Origin of the sequence: Bradyrhizobium sp. (assembly GCF_004799445.1) — a bacterium.
In the GTDB taxonomy this organism is placed as follows: Bacteria; Pseudomonadota; Alphaproteobacteria; order Rhizobiales; family Xanthobacteraceae; genus Bradyrhizobium.
In genome coordinates, this window is record NZ_SSNA01000055.1 from 53940 (window position 1) to 72922 (window position 18983).

General features: G+C 64.1%; 15 protein-coding genes. 10 read left to right on the top strand and 5 right to left on the bottom strand.

The features are described from left to right. The first annotated feature begins 3 nt into the window (after positions 1–3). The 5 genes from E8A46_RS05950 (at position 4) to E8A46_RS05970 (ending at position 5607) form a co-directional block, all read left to right on the top strand. The gene (locus E8A46_RS05950) at positions 4–1740 is read left to right on the top strand and encodes an AMP-binding protein (RefSeq protein ID WP_291558653.1); all 1737 of its coding nucleotides are present in this window, start codon (positions 4–6) and stop codon (positions 1738–1740) included. A gap of 9 nt (positions 1741–1749) precedes the next feature. Next, positions 1750–2733, top strand: coding sequence for an ABC transporter substrate-binding protein (locus E8A46_RS05955; RefSeq protein ID WP_291558655.1), 984 nt, complete (start codon positions 1750–1752; stop codon positions 2731–2733). Between the two features lie 39 nt (positions 2734–2772). Continuing rightward, positions 2773–3252, top strand: a complete 480-nt coding sequence (locus tag E8A46_RS05960) for a MaoC family dehydratase (RefSeq protein ID WP_291558657.1) — start codon at positions 2773–2775, stop codon at positions 3250–3252. Between the two features lie 67 nt (positions 3253–3319). Continuing rightward, positions 3320–4237, top strand: coding sequence for an SDR family NAD(P)-dependent oxidoreductase (locus E8A46_RS05965; RefSeq protein WP_291558659.1), 918 nt, complete (start codon positions 3320–3322; stop codon positions 4235–4237). A gap of 119 nt (positions 4238–4356) precedes the next feature. Continuing rightward, on the top strand, positions 4357–5607 hold the full coding sequence (locus E8A46_RS05970; protein ID WP_291558661.1) for a TIGR03862 family flavoprotein: 1251 nt from the start codon (positions 4357–4359) through the stop codon (positions 5605–5607). Positions 5608–5704: 97 nt separating this feature from the next. Here E8A46_RS05970 and E8A46_RS05975 read toward each other — a convergent pair whose 3' ends face one another. From E8A46_RS05975 to E8A46_RS05985, 3 genes are all read right to left on the bottom strand, one after another. Then, complete coding sequence (locus tag E8A46_RS05975) at positions 5705–6787, bottom strand: D-TA family PLP-dependent enzyme (protein WP_291558663.1); 1083 nt, start codon at positions 6785–6787, stop codon at positions 5705–5707. A gap of 161 nt (positions 6788–6948) precedes the next feature. Further along, positions 6949–8760, bottom strand: coding sequence for an ABC-F family ATP-binding cassette domain-containing protein (locus E8A46_RS05980; RefSeq protein WP_291558665.1), 1812 nt, complete (start codon positions 8758–8760; stop codon positions 6949–6951). 9 nt (positions 8761–8769) lie between these two features. Beyond that, on the bottom strand, positions 8770–9267 hold the full coding sequence (locus E8A46_RS05985) for a YaiI/YqxD family protein (protein ID WP_291558666.1): 498 nt from the start codon (positions 9265–9267) through the stop codon (positions 8770–8772). Positions 9268–9454: 187 nt separating this feature from the next. On the opposite strand from E8A46_RS05985, the gene E8A46_RS05990 reads away from it, so the two are divergent. Then, complete coding sequence (locus tag E8A46_RS05990) at positions 9455–10255, top strand: hypothetical protein (RefSeq protein WP_291558668.1); 801 nt, start codon at positions 9455–9457, stop codon at positions 10253–10255. Positions 10256–10499: 244 nt separating this feature from the next. On the opposite strand, the gene E8A46_RS05995 is transcribed toward E8A46_RS05990, so the two are convergent. After that, complete coding sequence (locus E8A46_RS05995) at positions 10500–12869, bottom strand: xanthine dehydrogenase family protein molybdopterin-binding subunit (RefSeq protein WP_291558670.1); 2370 nt, start codon at positions 12867–12869, stop codon at positions 10500–10502. A gap of 195 nt (positions 12870–13064) precedes the next feature. Here E8A46_RS05995 and E8A46_RS06000 point away from each other — a divergent pair, with 195 nt between their 5' ends. Both E8A46_RS06000 and E8A46_RS06005 read left to right on the top strand, forming a co-directional pair. Further along, on the top strand, positions 13065–14135 hold the full coding sequence (locus E8A46_RS06000) for a Ppx/GppA phosphatase family protein (RefSeq protein ID WP_291558672.1): 1071 nt from the start codon (positions 13065–13067) through the stop codon (positions 14133–14135). Between the two features lie 172 nt (positions 14136–14307). Beyond that, complete coding sequence (locus tag E8A46_RS06005; protein WP_291558674.1) at positions 14308–15000, top strand: RlmE family RNA methyltransferase; 693 nt, start codon at positions 14308–14310, stop codon at positions 14998–15000. A gap of 117 nt (positions 15001–15117) precedes the next feature. On the opposite strand, the gene E8A46_RS06010 is transcribed toward E8A46_RS06005, so the two are convergent. Then, positions 15118–16590 (bottom strand): DHA2 family efflux MFS transporter permease subunit, encoded by a 1473-nt coding sequence (locus E8A46_RS06010; protein ID WP_291558676.1) that lies wholly within the window; start codon positions 16588–16590, stop codon positions 15118–15120. A gap of 330 nt (positions 16591–16920) precedes the next feature. Between E8A46_RS06010 and E8A46_RS06015 the strand changes: the two genes are divergently transcribed. Both E8A46_RS06015 and guaB read left to right on the top strand, forming a co-directional pair. Further along, positions 16921–17169 carry a hypothetical protein gene (locus E8A46_RS06015; RefSeq protein WP_291558997.1) on the top strand — a complete coding sequence of 83 codons (249 nt, stop codon included), beginning with the start codon at positions 16921–16923 and terminating at the stop codon, positions 17167–17169. 259 nt (positions 17170–17428) lie between these two features. Beyond that, the gene (gene guaB / locus E8A46_RS06020) at positions 17429–18925 is read left to right on the top strand and encodes an IMP dehydrogenase (protein WP_291558678.1); all 1497 of its coding nucleotides are present in this window, start codon (positions 17429–17431) and stop codon (positions 18923–18925) included. Positions 18926–18983 lie beyond the last annotated feature (58 nt).

Sequence of the window (18983 nt, forward strand, 5' to 3'; positions counted from 1 at the left end):
CTGATGACAACATTTCAGGAGGCCCGCGCGTTCTTGCTCCGGCATCGGACGGATTACGACAGAGCTGTCGCGGATTTCCGCTGGCCCGATCCGGTGCCGTTCAACTGGGCGCTGGACTGGTTCGATGCGGAACTGGCGCGCAATGCGGAATCCAGGGATCGGCCGGCGCTGTGGATCGTCGATGCCGGCAGCAATCGCGAGACCAAGCTGTCGTTCGCGGCGCTGTCGCGCCGTTCCAGCCAGGTCGCGAATTTCTTGCGGGGGCAAGGATTGAAGCGGGGCGATCACCTGCTGCTGCTGCTCGGCAACGTCATTCCGCTCTGGGAGACCATGCTGGCGGCGATGAAGCTGGGCGTGGTGGTGATTCCCGCCACGACGCTCCTGACGCCCGACGAGCTGCGCGACCGGCTCGATCGCGGCCGCGCCAGGGTCGTGGTGGCGACGCAGGACCAGGTCGCCAAATTCGCCGGCCTCGGCGGTGACCAGCTGGTCCGCATCGTCGTCAATGCATCGTCGAAGCAGGAGGGGTGGCTCGCCTACGAACAGGCCGCGGAATTTCCCGATGATTTCAGGCCGGATGGGCCGACCGGCGCCGAACACCCGATGCTGCTGTATTTCACCTCGGGCACGACCGCAAAACCAAAACTGGTGCGTCACAGCCAGCGCAGCTACCCCGTCGGCGGGCTGTCGACGATGTACTGGCTCGGGCTGCAGCCTGGCGATATCCATCTGAACATCTCATCGCCGGGATGGGCCAAGCACGCCTGGAGCTGCTTCTTCGCGCCCTGGAATGCCGGCGCCACCGTGTTCGTGGTCAATCAGCCGCGCTTCGACGCCAAGGGATTGCTCGCGACCATCGGGCGTTGCGGCGTGACCACGCTGTGTGCGCCGCCGACGGTGTGGCGGCTGTTCATTCAGGAGAAGCTCGCGACCTTCAAGGTCAGCTTGCGCGAGGTCTGCGGCGCCGGCGAACCACTCAATCCCGAGGTGATCGATCAGGTGCGCGCGGCGTGGGGGCTGACGATCCGCGATGGCTACGGCCAGACCGAAACCACCGCACTCGCCGGCAATTCGCCGGGCCAGAAGGTCAAGGTCGGATCGATGGGCCGGCCGTTGCCGGGATACCGCGTGCAGATCACCGACGTCGACGGGCATGTTGCGAGCGAGGGCGAAGTGACCCTGTTGCTCGGCGATGGCAGGCCCGCGGGCCTGATGCAGGGCTATCAGGGCGAGGACGGCAAACTAAGCGGCGCGGACGGCGCCCTCTATCGCAGCGGCGATGTGGTGTTTGCCGACGACGAGGGCTATCTGACCTTCGTCGGCCGATCCGACGACGTCTTCAAGTCCTCTGACTACCGGATCAGCCCGTTCGAGCTCGAGAGCATCCTGCTCGAACATGAATGGGTCGCGGAGGCGGCGGTCGTTCCCAGTCCTGATCCGATCCGGCTTGCCATCCCCAAGGCCTATGTGCTGCTGATGGCGGGCGCCGAGCGTTCGCCCGAGACCGCGTTGTCGATCTTCCGGCACCTGCACACAAGGCTGGCGCCGTTCAAGCGCATCCGGCGGATCGAATTCGTGACCGAATTGCCGAAGACGATTTCCGGAAAAATCCGCCGCGTGCAGTTGCGCCGTCTGGAGCACGACAACGATCGCGAGGATTCGCTGCGCGGCGAGGAATTCCGCGAAGAGGATTTCCCGGAATTGCAGAAGGTGCGTTCGGCCGGATCGGCGGAGAGCTAGGGGGGATTTATGAAACGACGCGGCTTCATGATGGCGCTTGCCGGCGGTGCTGCGGCACTCGGCACCCTGCCGCGCGCAGGCGCGCAACCAAAAACCGCGCCGGTGATAGGTTATCTTCACTTCGCCACTCCCGATTACACTCCCGGCGCCAGCGCCTTTCTGCAGGGAATTCGAGAGAAGGGGTATGTCGAAGGAGAAAATCTGCAGATGGAATACCGCTGGGCAGAGGGTCGTTATGACAGGCTGCCGGCACTGGCCTCCGACCTGGTCGCGCGCAAGGTCGATTTGATCGCCGCTTTCGGACCTCCGCCGGCGCATGCAGCGAAAACCGCAACGTCGGCTATCCCGATCGTATTCGAGGTCGGTAATGATGCGGTCGAGGCCGGATTGGTCGCCAGCCTGCCCCGGCCGGGCGGCAACGCCACCGGGTTTAGCATCCTCTTCACGCAGATTACGCCGAAACGCGTGGAGTTGTTGTGTGAACTGGTTCCACGCGCCAGGACCATCGCGCTGCTGATCAATCCGGCAAGCCCGACGGCCGAGCCTTCGATTCGCGGCGCGCAGGAAGGGGTTCGCGCCCGAGGTCTGCAATTGTCCATTCTCAAGGCCAGTACCGAGAACGAAATCGATGCGGCGTTTGCTTCCGTCGCCAGCGCGCAGGGCGACGGGCTCGTTGTCGCGGCTGACCCGTTCTTCGATACCCGCAGAGAACAGCTGGTCAATGCTGCCGATCGTAACCGGGTTCCAACGATCTTCTTCGAGCGCGGATTTTGCGCAACCGGCGGCCTGATCAGTTACGGATCGAGCCTTTCCGATGTCTACCGTCAGATGGGCGTTTATGCGGGCCGAATCCTGAATGGCGAGAAGCCGGCCGATTTGCCAGTCATGCAGCCGACCAACTTCGAACTCGTCATCAACCTGAAGGCTGCAAAAGCACTCGGGCTTAAAGTTCCGGAAAGGCTTCTTGCAACCGCCAACGAGGTCTTCGAGTAAACAGCAGCGTACGCGCCCGTCGTTTGGAGAAATGGCTTAATGAATGAAGTCTGGAAGAAGCCGCCGATTTCGCTGGAGGCTTATCAGGGGATGGTCGGCCACGAGGTCGGCGTGTCGTCCTGGCATCTGGTCGATCAGAACCGGATCGACGTCTATGCCGATGTGATCGAGGATCACCAGTTCATCCATGTCGATCCCGAGCGGGCCCGGCGCGAAACCTCGTTTGGCACCACCGTGGCGCACGGGTTCCTGACGATGTCGCTGATGAGCATCATGTCGTACGAAGTAATGCCGGTGATTGAGGGCACGACGATGGGCGTCAATTACGGTTTTGACAAACTGCGGTTCATCTCGCCGGTACGATCAGGTTCGCGGGTGCGCGGCCGCTTCACCTTGATGGAAGCGAAGCTGCGCAAGCCGAAGGAGCTGCAATCGCGCACCAATGTCACGGTCGAGATCGAGGGCGAGGAAAAGCCCGCTTTGGTGGCCGACTGGATCGGCTTGATCTATTTTGCTTGAGCACCACCCGTCATTGCCGGGCTTGACCCGGCCATGACGAAGGAACCCACATCCAGGAAAATTACGCATGACGATCAGGTTTGATGGACGCGTCGCTATCGTCACCGGCGCGGGCAATGGTCTTGGCCGCGCGCATGCGCTCGGGTTGGCGAGCCGCGGCGCCAAGGTCGTGGTCAATGATTTCGGCGGTGCCCGCGACGGCACCGGTGGGTCGCTGACGGCGGCGGAGACCGTGGTCGAGGAAATTCGCAAATTGGGCGGCGTGGCGATGGCCGACGGCGCCGACGTCTCCAGCTTCGAACAGGTCCAGGCGATGGTCGATCGCGCCACCAAAGAGTGGGGCAGCGTCGATCTCCTCGTCGCCAATGCCGGCATCCTGCGCGACAAGTCCTTTGCGAAAATGGAAATCGCCGATTTCGCCAAGGTGCTGGACGTCCATCTCAACGGCACCTTCTATTGCTGCAAGGCGGTATGGAGCGGGATGCGGGAGCGCAATTATGGCCGCATCGTCGTCACCACCTCGTCGTCGGGCCTGTTCGGCAATTTCGGCCAGGCCAATTACGGCGCGGCGAAAGCCGGCATGATCGGGCTGATGAACGTGCTGGCGGAAGAAGGCCGCAAGAACGATATCCGCGTCAACACGATTTCGCCGACGGCGGCGACGCGCATGACCGAAGAACTGCTGCCACCGCAGGCCCTGGCGCTGATGCGGCCGGAAGCGATCACGCCGGCGGTGCTTTATCTGCTGGCGGAGGACGCGCCGACCCGCACCATCATGGGCGCGGGCGCGGGTTCGTTCGCGGTGATCAAGATTGTGGAAACCGAGGGCGTCAATCTGGCCCAATCCGACTGGACACCGGAGGCGATATCAGCGCATTTCGCCGAGATCGGCGACATGTCGACGGCGAGGGCGCTGGAGGGCGCGTTCCAGCAGACCCAGAAATATGTCGCCCAGGCCGCGGCAAGGGCGGGAATCAAGCTGTGACATCGTCATTCCGGGGCGGTGCAAAGCATCGAACTACGATGTGCAGTTGCACATCGGAGAATCTCGAGTTTCCGGGTTCACGCGAAGACGCTTGCCCCGGAATGACGTAAACCCAGCTCATGTCCATCCTCGCAACCCAAGTCGCCATCGTCGGCGCCGGCCCCGCCGGGCTGATCGCGGCCGAGATGCTGGCGCAAGGCGGGGCCCGCGTCACGGTCTACGACGCGATGGCGTCGGCGGGCCACAAGTTCCTGATGGCCGGGCGCGGCGGGCTCAATCTGACGCATGGCGAGAATCTGCCGGTATTTCTCACCCGCTACCGTGAGGCGATGCCGCAGCTCGCAGCCGCCATCGAAGCGTTTCCGCCGGATGCCTTGCGGGCATGGAGCGAGGCGCTGGGGCAGCCGACCTTCGTTGGTTCCTCCGGCCGGATTTTTCCGAAGGCGCTGAAGGCATCGCCGCTGCTGCGGGCCTGGTTGCGGAGGCTCGATGCGATGGGCGTGAAATTCGCATTGCGCCACCGCTGGACCGGCTGGGACGAGAGCGGCCGTCTGTTGTTTCAGACGCCCGACGGGCAAAGCGCCGTTGATGCGCGCGCCACCGTGCTGGCGCTCGGCGGCGCCAGTTGGCCGCGGCTTGGCTCCGACGGCGGTTGGGTGGAAGCGCTGCGCGCCAAGGGCGTGAAGGTGTCGCCGCTCAAGCCGGCCAATTGCGGTTTTGCGGTTGCCTGGTCGGACATCTTCCGCGATCGCTTCGAAGGCGAACCGCTGAAGGGGATCGCGCTGTCGTTCGGGGCGCACAGCGTCCGCGGCGAGGCCATGATCACCCGCAACGGCATCGAGGGCGGCGCGATCTATGCGCTCTCGGCTGAATTGCGCGAGGCGATCCTCGGTTCAGGCGAGGCAACCCTGCACATCGCGTTGCGGCCTGATCTCAGGACCAGCGATCTGGTCGCGCGGCTGTCGGCGCCGCGCGGCAAGCAGACATTTTCGAACTGGCTGCGCAAGGCAGCGCAGCTTCCTCCGGTTGCCATCGGCCTGTTGCAGGAGACCGCGATCCCGTCAGGCATGGCGCTGGCGTCGTTGTCGCCGGAAAACCTCGCCGAACGGATCAATGCGGTGCCGGTCCAGCTCACGGGCATTGCCCCGATCGCGCGCGCGATTTCGACCGCGGGCGGAATTGCCCTCAGCGAACTCGACGCCGACTTCATGATCCGCCGCTTGCGAGGCGTGTTCGCCGCCGGTGAGATGCTCGACTGGGAAGCCCCGACCGGTGGCTATCTGTTGCAGGCCTGCTTTGCCACGGGAGCGGCGGCAGGGCGGGGAGTGTTGAGGTGGCTTGCCGCTCATGGCGAGGAGCGCAGATCGTAGGGTGGGCAAAGCGAAGCGTGCCCACCATCGCATTAGCGTTTGGGTGCTAGATGGTGGGTACGGCGCAAGAGCGCCTTTGCCCACCCTACCGTTCCCCTCACCGCAACTTCCCGCGTGCGGCGACCTTCAGCGTGCCGATGATCTCCTTGCCGCGCACCATCACCACCTCATCCATCATGTTGACGACGACGCAGACATGATTGGGCACGATGCGCACGACGTCGCCGACATTGGGGCGGGTGTTGCTGCGGGTGAGGTCGAGAAATCCGTGTTCCTCGGCGAAGCGGGCGATTTTCGCCTCGGGATGTTCGAGGATCAGCCCGTGGCCGTCGAGCCCGCCGCCGGTGTCCGAGGTCAGCGTCTTTGAGCCGGCATCGAGAATGCCACGATCGGGGCCGGCGCGGCTCACCACGGTGGAATAGATGTTCAGCGCGCAGTCATCCCAGCTCGCGACGCCGGCCCCGACCTGCATCCGGTCGTTGTAGATATAGGTGCCGGGCCGGTGCTCGGTGGCGCCCTTGAGCTTGCCGAGATTCTTCAAGTTCGGCGAACCGCCGGTCGAGACCATCGCCGCATCCAGCCCAAGCGCGCGGACGCCGGCCAGCGCCTCGTCGTAGAATCGCTGCGCCTCGGCCCAGCCGGTCTCGGTCGGGTACAGCATGAAGCCGGCGAACACCAAACCCTTGGAGGACGCGATCTCGCGGGCGAGCGCGATGGCTTCCGCCGGCGTCTCGACGCCGGCGCGCTTGCGCCCGGTGTCGCATTCGACCACGACCGCGAGCGGCCGGCCGGAGTGAGCGGCCGCCTGCGGCAGGCCCGCGATCACCACCGGATTGTCGGCGGCGACCGTCACGTCGGCCTTGGCCTGCAGTGCGCCGAGGCGGGCCATCTTTTCCTCGCCGACGAGGTTGTAGCTGATCAGGATGTCGTCGATTCCTGCTTCCGCCATCACTTCGGCTTCGCCCAGTTTCTGGCAGGTGATGCCGTGAGCGCCGGCTTCGATCTGAAGCCTGGCCAGCATCGGGCTCTTGTGGGTCTTGATATGGGGCCGGTTGGCGACGCCTGCGGCATCGCAGGCCGCCTGGATGCGCGCGATGTTGCGCTCGACGCGATCCATGTCGATGACGGCACAGGGCGTGCCGTATTCGCGGGCGATTTTGGCGGCGAGGGGAGTGGTCATCAAGTTGGCTCCGGTTTCAGGTATCGTCATTGCGAGGAGGCAACGGGTCCGGCCTCTGGCCGGCCCGCTGACAGGCTCCGCGACGAAGCAATCCAGCTTTCCCCGGGTGAAGCCATGGATTGCTTCGCTTCGCTCGCAATGACGGTAGAAAAATATGTAGCCTAAGCCTGCTCGATCTCTTCACGCAACACTTCAAGTTCCAGCCATTTGTCCTCGGCCTCCTGCAGTTCTTTCTGTGCTTTTGTCAGCGCGTCAGAGGCCTGGTCAAATTTCTTGCGATCCTTCTTGTAGAGATCGGGGTCGTCAAGGTGGCGCTGCTGCTTGGCGATTTCGGCCTGCAGTCTGGAAATGGTTTTCGGCAGGGTTTCCAGCGCGTGCTTTTCGTTGAAATTGAGCCGGCGCCTCGCCGCGGTCGAAGGCGCGCCGGCTGCCGCGGTCTTTTCGCGTTCGACCGCAGCCGTCTTCGCCGCCTCGCGCTTTAAGTCCGCGCCGCGCTGCGCCAGCATGTCGGTATAGCCGCCGGCATATTCGATCCAGCGGCCATCGCCCTCCGGCGCGATCACCGAGGTCACCACCCGATCGAGGAAATCGCGGTCGTGGCTGATCAGGATCACCGTGCCGTCATAGTCGCCGAGCATTTCCTCGAGCACATCGAGGGTTTCGAGGTCGAGATCGTTGGTCGGCTCGTCCAGCACCAGGAGGTTGGAGGGCTTTGCCAGCGCGCGCGCCAGCATCAGCCGGCCGCGTTCGCCGCCGGAAAGCACTTCCAGCGGCGTGCGTATCTGCTCCTGCGCGAACAGAAAATCCTTCATGTAGCTGACGACATGCTTCGGCTTGCCACCGACCATCACGTAATCGCTGCCGCCGCCGGTCAGGGCGTCCGCCAGAGTCGATTTTGGGTCGAGGCTTTCGCGGTGCTGGTCGAGGGTGGCCATTTCGATATTGGCGCCGAAGCGGATGGTGCCGGTGTCCGGCGGATTGGCGCCGGTCAGCATGTCGATCAGCGTGGTCTTGCCGGCGCCGTTCGGTCCGACGATGCCGATGCGGTCGCCGCGCTGCACGCGGATCGAGAAGTCATCGACGATTCGGCGATCGCCGTAGGATTTGCCGATGTGTTTGGCTTCGATGACCAGCTTGCCGGATTTGTCGGCTTCCGCGGCGGCGAGGTTGGCATTGCCGGCAGCACCCCGATAGTCGCGCCGCTGCTCCCGCAGCGCATAGAGATTGCCGAGCCGCTTGACGTTGCGCTTGCGGCGGCCGGAGACGCCGTAGCGCAGCCAGTGCTCTTCATTGACGATCTTGCGGTCGAGCTTGTGCTGGTCGCGTTCTTCCTCGGCCAGCACCTCGTCGCGCCAGGCCTCGAACGCGGAAAAGCCGCGGTCGATCTGTTTGATCTGGCCGCGGTCTAGCCATGCGGTAGAGCGCGACAGGTTGGACAGGAAGCGGCGGTCGTGGCTGATGATGACCAGCGCACAGCGGCGGCTGTCGAGCTCGCGCTCGAGCCATTCGATGGTGGTGAGATCGAGATGGTTGGTGGGCTCGTCCAAGAGCAGGATATCGGGCGAGGGCGCCAGCACGTGCGCCAGCGCGGTGCGGCGGGCTTCGCCGCCGGACAGATGCGCGGGGTCTTCATCGCCGTGAAGCCCGAGTTGCTCGAGCAGATAGCGGGCCTGGTAGTGGTCGTCGCCCGGGCCCAGACCAGCTTCGACATAGGCCAGCGTGGTGGCAAAACCCGAAAAATCGGGCTCCTGCGGCAGATAGCGAATGGTCGCGCCGGGCTGCACGAAACGGCTGCCGCTGTCCGGCAGGACCAGGCCGGCCGCGATCTTGAGCAGCGTCGATTTGCCGGAGCCGTTGCGGCCGATCAGGCAGACCCGCTCGCCTGACGATACCGACAATTCGACGCCCGACAGCAGCGGCGTGCCGCCGAAGGTCAGCTTGATGTCTTTCAACTGGATCAGCGGAGGCGCCATGGTTTCCGTTCAATTCTGGTTTTGCGCGGCTTGATCTGCGCGCTGGCGCTGGATGCGGCGGATGGTCTGGTCGAGTGCGGACAAAAACGCCGAGCGGTCGCGCGATGCGAACGATCTGGGACCGCCGGTCACTTCGCCGGCTGAGCGCAGATCGGTCATCAGATTGCGAACCGCGAGCGTCATCCCGATCGACTGTTCGGTAAACGGCTTGCCGTTCGGCGCGATCACCTCGGCGCCGGCCTTCACGCAGCGGCTCGCCAATGGAATGTCGGAGGTGACGATGATATCGCCTTTGCCCGCGCGTTCCGCGATCCAGTCGTCGGCGGCGTCCATGCCGGAACCGGCCGCGACGCGCTCGATCAGCGGATCCGGCGGCACCCGAATGAAATTACCCGCGACCACGCTGACGGGAAGGCCGTGGCGGGCCGCGACCCGGTAGATTTCATCCTTCACCGGGCAGGCGTCGGCGTCGACATAGATGCGGGTGGTGTTCAAATTTGACGTCATCGGTTGAGGATTGGATGGGAAACGCGCGCGGCGCCTCCTGAAAGCGCAACGGCGCTCCTTAAGATGCGCGTGGTACCCCATCAGATAAGGAATTGCGAGGGAAACACGAGGGGCGAACACCCTTGCCACGGTATTTTCTTTGCGTACGATTATCCTAAGAAAGAACGCCACAATAAGGAAAACGGGCATGCCAAGCCGGCTCGAGGCCTATCGCGTCCAGGCCTACAACACCGCAAAACTTTCCGAGAACAAGATGCATGACGATGCGGTGGCGAAACGGTTCGGTTTCAGCGGCGGCCTCGTCCCCGGCGTCGATGTCATGGCCTACATGATGCATTTGCCGGTCAGGAAATGGGGCCGCGCGTTTCTCGAGCATGGACTGATCGAAGCGCGCTTCGTCAAGCCGGTCTATGATGGCGAAATCGCCAATGTCACGGGCGAGGAGAGCGATGGCGTGGTTTCGATCGAGGTCGAGAGCCGCGGACAGCTCTGCGCCACCGGCACCGCCTCGCTTCCGGTATCCGCCCCGTCGCTCTCGATCGCGGATTTCCCGCCAACCGCGCCGGTGCCGGAACGCCGGCCGGTGAACGAAGCCTCCTATGAACTCGGCAAGTGGCTGGCGACGGTGCCGCGCACCTGGGCGGGCGAAGCCGCAACGGAATATCTGACGGATGTGCGCGAGCGCGATCCGATCTATGTTCGCGAGGGCCTCGGCCATCCAGGCCTGCTGCAGCGGGTGATGAACAAGGTGCTGGTCGACAACGCCATCCTTGGCCCGTGGATCCATGTCGGCAGCCGGATGCAGCTGCTGGCGGCATCGCACAGTGGCGACGAGTTGACGGCGCGTGCGCGCGTGACCGGCAATTACGAGAAGAAAGGCCACCGCTTCGTCGAACTCGACGCGCTGGTCGTCGCCAATGGCAAGACACCGCTGGCGCACTGCCAGCACATCGCGATCTACCAGCCGCGCGAGCAGGCCGCGGCGTAGGGGCTAACCTCGCCCCGCTTGCGGGGAGAGGTCGCTCGCGAAGCGAGCGGGTGAGGGGGACTCACCGCGCGCGAGCAGGCGGCGGCGGCGCCTCGGTCGTCATCCCCCGCGAAAGCGGGGGAACCAGTACGCCGCGGCCTCTCGATTTGTCACTGCCGCCTCTCGAATACTGGATCGCCCGGTCAAGCCGGGCGATGACAGCAGAGGGTTTGGACGATGGCGGTTGCGTGCGGGGCTGCGCGCCTCACGCCGCCTTCGCGTCCCGGATCGCGCGCCAGACCCGTTCCGGCGTCAGCGGCATGTCGATGTGGGCAATGCCATATTCGGACAGCGCGTCGAGCACCGCGTTGACCAGCGTGGAGAGCGAGCCGGCGCAGCCGGCTTCGCCGCAGCCCTTGGTGCCCAGCGGATTGGATTTGGCCGGCACTGGATGATCGCCGATCTCCATCGAGGGGATGTCCTCGGCACGCGGCAGCGCGTAGTCCATGAACGAGCCGGTGATCGGCTGGCCGCTCTCGTCATAGCTGACCTCTTCCATCAGCGCCTGTCCGATGCCTTGCGCGACGCCGCCATGCAACTGTCCGGCGACCAGCAAGGGGTTGACGATAGTGCCGAAGTCATTGACGCCGGTATAGCGAACGATTTGCACGATCCCGGTCTCGGGATCGATCTCGACTTCCGCGACATGGCAGCCATTGGGGAAGGTCGACGGAACGGGTTCGGTGACGTGGTCGACATCGAGCGACGACGGCACGCCTTCCGGCATCTTGCCTTCGCGCACCCGTTTCGCCAGCTCGATGATGTCGATCGAGCGGTCGGTGCCGGCGATGGTGAAGCGGCCGTTGCCAAATTCGATGTCGCCCTCAGCGGCCTCCATCAGATGGGCGGCGGCGCGCTTGCCCTTTTCAATCACCAGCTTCGAGGCTTCGAAGATCGCCATGCCGCTGGCGGTGATCGAGCGCGAGCCGCCGGTGCCGTTGCCGTTATGCACGATGTCGCTGTCGCCCTGTTCGAGCTTGACGCTTTCGAAGGGAACGCCGAGCTGCGCGCACAGCACCTGCGCGAACGGCGTCGCGTGGCCCTGGCCGTAGTCGAGCGTGCCGGTGATCAGCCGGACCGAACCGTCATCCTCGAACACGATCTTGCCGAGTTCGACGTTAGGCGGCGCGGTGACCTCGAGATAGGAGCCGACCGCAATGCCGCGGAGCTTGCCGCGCTTGCGGCTCTCCTTCTTGCGTTTGGCGAAATTGGCGTGGTCGGAGATCTCGAGTGCCTTGTTGAACACGCCCTGGAAATCGCCGCTGTCGTAGATCATGCCGGAGGAAGCCGTAAACGGCATCTGCGCCGGCTTGACGAAGTTGCGCTTGCGCAGCGTCAGCCGGTTGATGCCCATCTCGACGGCGGCACGATCGATCAGCCGCTCCATGAAATAGTTGGCCTCGGGGCGTCCGGCGCCGCGATAGGGGCCCATCAGCGTGGTGTTGGTCAACACGGTCTTGATGTCGATCGCCATCAGCGGCGTGCGGTAGACGCTGGCGATGTTCTTGCCGATGTTGAGCGAGAGCGGCAGCGGTGCGACGCCGGTGATGTAGGCGCCGAGATTGCCGTAGCCCGAAACCTTGACCGCGAGGAACTTGCCTTCGGCATCGAGCGCCAGTTCGCAGTGGATCTTGTGCGCGCGGCCGTGGCTGTCGGACAGGAAGCTCGTCGAGCGCTCATCGGTCCATTTCACCGGCCGGCCCAGCGCCTTGGCGGCATGTAGGATGCAGACATATTCGGGATAGTTGATGTTCTTCATGCCGAAGGAGCCGCCGACATTGGCGGTGAGCAAATGCACCTTCTCGTTCGGAACCTTCAGGATGTTCTTGGCGAGACTGGTGCGGTTGCCGGCGACGCCCTGGGTCGGAACCTGGATCGTGTAGCGTTCGCTCGCCTTGTCGTAGGAAGCGAGTGCCGCGCGCGGCTCCATCGCCACGACCGCCACGCGGGTGTTGACGATATCGAGTTTGGTGACATGGGCGGCGCCGGCGAAGGCGGCCTCGACCTTGGCGGCGTCGCCATAGTGATAGTCGAGCGCCACATTGTTGGGGATGTGATCGTAGAGCTGCGGCGCGCCGGGCTTTGCCGCTTCGTCGGGGTCCGTGACGGCCGGCAATGGATCGATATCGACCACGACGGCCTCGCCCGCCTCGCGGGCCTGCGCCAGCGTCTCGGCCACCACGAACGCCACGGGGTCGCCGACATAGCGCACCTTGTCGGTCATCAGCGCGGTACGGTTGGTCTGCAGCAGCGGGGTGCCGTCGCGGTTCTTCAGCGGCAGTCCGCAGGTGAAGGGGCCGTAATCGGCGGCGGCGAGGTCGGTTCCCGTCCAGACGCCGAGCACGCCCGGCATCGCCTTGGCGGCCGAGGTATCGATGCCACGGATGATGCCGTGGGCGTGGCTGGAGCGCACGATCCAGGCATAGGCTTGCCCCGGCAGATTAAAATCGTCGGTGTATTTGCCCTTGCCGCGGACCAGCGTGTCATCCTCCTTGCGGCGGACCGGCTGCCCGACCCCGAATTTTTGCAGTGCAATAGAGTTTTCCAGAGAGGATGGAGACGTGTGATCTTGCATTGAAAGCACCCGAAATGGCCTGTTTTGCGCGATTTAGTGGCCTGTTACCCAGATAAACCACCCCTCACCGAACGACAACGCCTGATTGGACATGGTCCCATGTGAAGGGTTGTTGCGCCGCCCCTTGGCGCTGCTAGAGTTTCTTCCGAAACGAAATTCTCGTCGGCCCTGGTTGGTCGGGAAAAGACATTCTGGATGAAGGACGACACGCGGCTTCGCGATGACCCGGCGTCGCGCGGAAGCTCGATCATAGCGGTCGCGGCGGGCGATGCCGGAGAAGCCGGGCTGGTACCGGGTTCCGGCGTCTACGCCGCGCTTGACTTGGGTACCAACAATTGTCGCCTGCTGATCGCTTGCCCGACCGATGATGGATTCCGGGTGGTGGATTCGTTCTCGCGGATCATCCGGTTGGGCGAGGGCATCTCGGCGACCGGCTGCATCAGCGACGCGGCGATCGAACGCGCCATCGCCGCGCTCAGCATCTGCCGCGACAAGATCCATTCCAAGAAGGCCAAGCGGCTGCGGCTGATCGCGACCGAGGCCTGCCGTGCCGCATCGAATGCCGAAGGCTTTCGCGATCGGGTCGCCGCCGAAACCGGCATCCGCCTCGAAGTGATCGACCGCGAGACCGAGGCGGCGCTGGCCGTCATCGGCTGCTCGCCGCTGCTCGATCCGCACGGACGCGGCGCCATTCTGTTCGATATTGGCGGCGGATCCACCGAACTGGTCCGGATCGAGTGCGATCCGGGCGAACAAAATCCGTCGCCGCGCATCAGGGCGTGGATGTCGATCCCGCTCGGCGTCGTCACGCTGGCCGAGCATTTTGGCGGCCGCGACGTCACGCCGCAATCCTATGCGGCGATGGTGCGGGAGGTCGCCAAACATGTCGGACCGTTTGCCGCCGAGCATGGCGACGATCTGGCGAATATGCATCTGCTCGGCACTTCCGGCACGGTGACGACGCTCGCCGGCGTCCATCTCAATCTGGCGCGCTACGATCGCCGCCGGATCGATGGCGTCTGGATGAGCGATGCGGATGTCACCGCCACCATCGCGCGCCTGCTCGGCATGAGCTACCGGGAACGCGCCGCCAACAATTGCATCAGTGTCGAGCGCGCCGATCTGGTGCTGGCGGGCTGCGCCATTCTCGACGCGATCCGCGACGCGTTCCCGTTGCCGCGGCTGCGCGTCGCCGATCGGGGCCTGCGCGAGGGCATGCTGGTCGAGATGATGCGCGAGGACGGGGCACTGAGCGCTGGCCGATAGGCTTATCGGTCCGCGATGTGCTAGGGCATGGTTCGGTGGCTTTCATCCTTCGAGACGCGCGCAAGGGCGCTCCTCAGGATGAGGTCTCACCCCTCATGGTGAGGAGCGCGGCAGCGCCGCGCGTCTCGAACCATGTGGCCAGGATGCCTGACTGAGATTCAACGATACCAACATGGCGAAAGACACCACCGGGCGGCTACGCGTTACCGTCAAGAGCGGCGGCAGGCTGAAGCTGTCCTCAAAGCTCTGGCTGGAGCGGCAGCTCAATGATCCCTATGTGGCGCAGGCCAAGCGCGACGGCTTGCGCTCGCGCGCGGCCTACAAGCTGATCGAAATCGACGACAAATATCACTTTCTCAAGCCGGGCATCACCGTGGTCGATCTTGGTGCGGCGCCCGGCGGCTGGAGCCAGATCGCCGCCAAGCGGGTCGGCGCCGCCGACGGCAGGGGCAAGGTTGTCGCGATCGATCTTCTGGACATGCCGGAAATCGTCGGCGTCAGCTTCGCCCAGCTCGATTTTCTCAGCCCGGATGCGCCGGAAAAATTGCTCGCCATGATGGGCGGCCGCGCCGATGTCGTATTGTCCGACATGGCCGCCAATACCACGGGCCATCGCAAGACCGACCAGCTGCGCATCCTCGGTCTGGTGGAGGGCGCCGCCGCCTTTGCCGCCGACGTGCTCAAGCCCGGCGGGACCTTTGTCGCCAAGGTTTTTCAGAGCGGCGCCGACGCGTCGCTGATGACGCAGCTCAAGCATGATTTTGCGACCGTCAGGCACGTCAAGCCGGCATCGAGCCGCAAGGATTCCTCGGAGCGCTATGTGCTGGCGATGGGGTTTCGGGGAGGCCAAAAGGCGCCGTCGTAAAACGTCTCAGCTGTCATTGCGAGGAGCGTAAGCGACGAAGCAATCCATGCTTTCGTTTTGACGCGCGATGGATTGCTTCGCTTGCGCTCGCAGTGACGGAAGGAATCGCCATCGCAATCACCCCAGCCGCTGATCCCTGGCGTTGGCGGTCTCGGTGGCGGCGGTCTCCTCCGGTTCGGCGTCGCGCTCGGGCGAGGCAACCACGACGACCCCGCGTCCGGACACCTGGTGGCCGGCATCAACCGGCATCTGGTAGAAGAAATAGGCCGAGACCGTCGAGATGATCGACACCACGATGAACGCCGGCGCAAAATCGGCGGCGCTCAGCTCGCTGACATGATGCAGCAGCATGGTTGATTCCACCGAGAACGCGCCGACCGCGACGCCGGCGGAAACCGCCAGTTGCTGGTTGACGCTGACCAGCGTGGTGGCCCGGCTCATCTGTGCCGGCTCGACTTCGGCATAGGCCAGCGTGTTGATGGCGGTGAACTGCAGCGAGCGGAAAAAGCCGCCGACCACCAGCAGGATCATGATCAGAAGCAGCGGCGTCGCGATCGTGAACAGCGCGCAGGCGGCAAGGAAGATCGAACTCACCACCGCGTTGATCACCATGATGTTGCGAAAGCCGAAGGTCCTGATGATGCGCGCCGCCAGCGTCTTCATCCCCATGGCGCCGACGGCGGAGGCAAATGTCACCAGGCCCGAGCTGAGCGGCGACAGGCCAAATCCGACCTGCATCAATAGTGGCAGCAGAAACGGCAGCGAGCCGATGCCGAGGCGGAACAGAAAGCCGCCGATGATGCTGGCGCGCATCGTCGGCAGCCGCAGCAGCGCGAAATCCAGCACCGGCGAAGCCGTCCGCCGCGCGTGGATCACATAGAGCGTCATGGAAATCGTGCCGACCCCGACCAGCGCGATGACGATGTGCCATGGCACGAGATTGAGACCCGCGATCGAAAGGCCGAAGGCAATTCCGCCCAGTCCGATCCCGGCCAGCAACAGCCCGTAGAGATCGAAGCGCTCCGGGTCTTCGCTTCTGATCGGGTCGATGTAGCGCAGCGCCATGAAGATGCCGAGCAGCCCGATCGGGATATTGATCAGGAAGATCCAGTGCCAGGAGAAATAGGTGGTGATGAAGCCGCCGAGCGGCGGACCGATCACCGGCCCGACCAGCGCCGGCACCGTGACCCAGGCCATGGCATTGACCAGCGCGCTCTTGTCGATCGAGCGCAGCAGCACCAGCCGTCCGACCGGCGTCATCATCGCCCCGCCCATGCCTTGCAAGACGCGCGCGATGACAAAATCGTTGACCGAGGAGGACAGCGCGCAGCCGATCGAGCCCACCATGAAAACGGCGACGGCGCCGGAGAATACCAGGCGCGCGCCGAAGCGGTCGGCGGTCCAGCCGCTGGCCGGAATGAACACGGCGAGCGACAGCAGATACGAAGTGATGGCGAGTTTCAGCGTCAGCGGACTGGTGCCGATGTCGGCGGCGATCGCCGGGAGCGATGTCGCAATGACCGTCGAATCCATATTCTCCATGAACAGAGCGGTGGCCACGATGAGCGGGATCAGGCGTTCTTTGTTCATCGAAAATTTCGGCAAGGCGGGAAGATGGCAAAGGCGTGGCAGGAAGTGGGCTGTATCACCGCGGTTCCGTGCCTTCCATTGTTGAACCCGGAAAAATCATCCGAATGTGCTTGATCAGCAATTTCAAAGGCTTCCGGCCAAGCATTCGCCGGGGATTCAAGGCCTGTTTACTGCCCTTTGCGTGGCAACCTTAACAGACAATAGCTCGCATAGCTCCTCTGCTTGGCATGCTCGATATTTGCTTGCCTCACGCACGACATTGTGAGACCTAGGCCCCAGCTGAGCCGACAGGCTCTCCCAAGCAAAATCTTGAAGAAGGAAAAACCCGGGATGGGGTTACGCTGTCTTTTTGCTTTCGCGGTTGTTTTTGGTCTTTCTTCCCCGGCATTCGCCGGCGAGGGCATTTTGCATCGCGCATCGTGCTCCGTCGTTCGATACTACGTCGCAAAATACAGCGCCGAGACTGCCGAAATGTATGCGCGCGCCAAGGGCGCTTCGGAGGCCGAGATTGAGGCTGCCCGGCGTTGTCTGGTCGGCGCGCCGGCGCGGACGATACGAACCGCTCAGGAAACCAACTAACAAGAGGCTTGTGGCGCGCGGCAACGCCGCGGCCACCAATGCTCGGTGGCGGCCCGTCATGCATGGCCCGCTACCCGCGATCCGCGCCGACGCGGGATTTGGGGCCGCGGCCCCTTTGATTCGTCTTGGTGGCGTGCTATCGACCACCGCCAACCCTACCGATGGGCTCTGATTCGACGGTGAAGCCGATTGCTTCGCCGGCGCATCCGCTTATCCCGGGATCATACCGCGGCCAATGGGCCGCCGAATGGAGTTGGTAATGGCGCAGCTACAGGGACTTCAGGGGATTCGCGAAGCCTATACGTTCGACGACGTGCTTCTGAAGCCCGGTCTTTCGGATATCCTGCCCTCCGAGGCCGATATCCGCTCGCACGTTACCCGCGCCATTCCGCTCAACATTCCCATCATCGCCTCCGCGATGGATACCGTCACCGAAGCGCGCATGGCGATCGCGATGGCGCAGGCCGGCGGCATCGGCGTCATTCACCGCAATTTCGACGTCGACGGCCAGGCCGCCCAGGTGCGTCAGGTCAAGAAGTATGAATCGGGAATGGTGGTCAATCCGCTGACGATCGGTCCGGATGCGATGCTGTCGGATGCGCTGGCGCTGATGACTGATCACGGCTTCTCGGGAATTCCCGTGGTCACGGGCGGCGGCGAGGGCAGGCCGGGAAAACTGGTGGGCATTCTCACCAACCGCGACGTGCGGTTTGCCACCGACCCACGGCAAAAAGTCTCCGAGCTGATGACGCACGAAAACCTCGTGACGGTGCGCCAGGGCGTCAGTCAGGACGAGGCCAAGCGCATGCTGCACAAGCATCGCATCGAAAAGCTTTTGGTGGTCGACGATCAATACCGCTGCGTCGGATTGATCACCGTCAAGGACATGGAAAAGGCGGTCGCCCATCCGCTGGCCTGCAAGGACGCGCAGGGCCGGCTGCGGGTCGCGGCCGCGACCACCGTCGGCGAGGGCGGCTTTGAGCGCACCGAGCGGCTGATCGACGCTGGCGTCGATGTGATCGTGGTGGACACCGCGCACGGCCATTCCTCCCGGGTGCTGGAGGCCGTCAACCGCATCAAGCGGCTCTCCAACGCGGTCCAGGTCATCGCCGGCAATATCGCCACGCAAGAGGGCGCCCAGGCGCTGATCGATGCCGGCGCCGATGCCATCAAGGTCGGCATCGGTCCGGGTTCGATCTGCACCACCAGGATTGTCGCGGGCGTCGGCGTGCCGCAGCTCACCGCGATCATGGATGCGGTCGAGGCGGCGAGGAAGGCCAACGTGCCGGTGATCGCCGATGGCGGCATCAAATATTCCGGCGATCTGGCCAAGGCGCTGGCCGCGGGCGCCGACATCGTGATGGTTGGCTCCCTGCTTGCCGGCACCGACGAGACGCCGGGCGAGGTGTTTCTGTGGCAGGGCCGCTCCTACAAGGCCTATCGCGGCATGGGTTCGGTGGGAGCGATGGCGCGCGGTTCCGCCGACCGCTACTTTCAGCAGGACATCAAGGACACGCTCAAGCTGGTGCCGGAAGGCATCGAGGGGCAGGTGCCCTACAAGGGCCCGGTCGCCAACGTCATGCACCAGCTTGCGGGAGGCTTGCGCGCCGCGATGGGCTATGTCGGCGCCCGCGATCTTGCCGAATTCCACCAGAAGGCGCAGTTCGTGCGCATCACCGGGGCCGGCTTGCGCGAAAGCCACGTCCACGACGTCACCATTACACGCGAAAGTCCGAACTATCCCGGCGGGGTCTAGGTCGGTCGATCCAGATTGACCAGCGCCGGATTGCGAAAAACGGTATTGTCCAAACCAG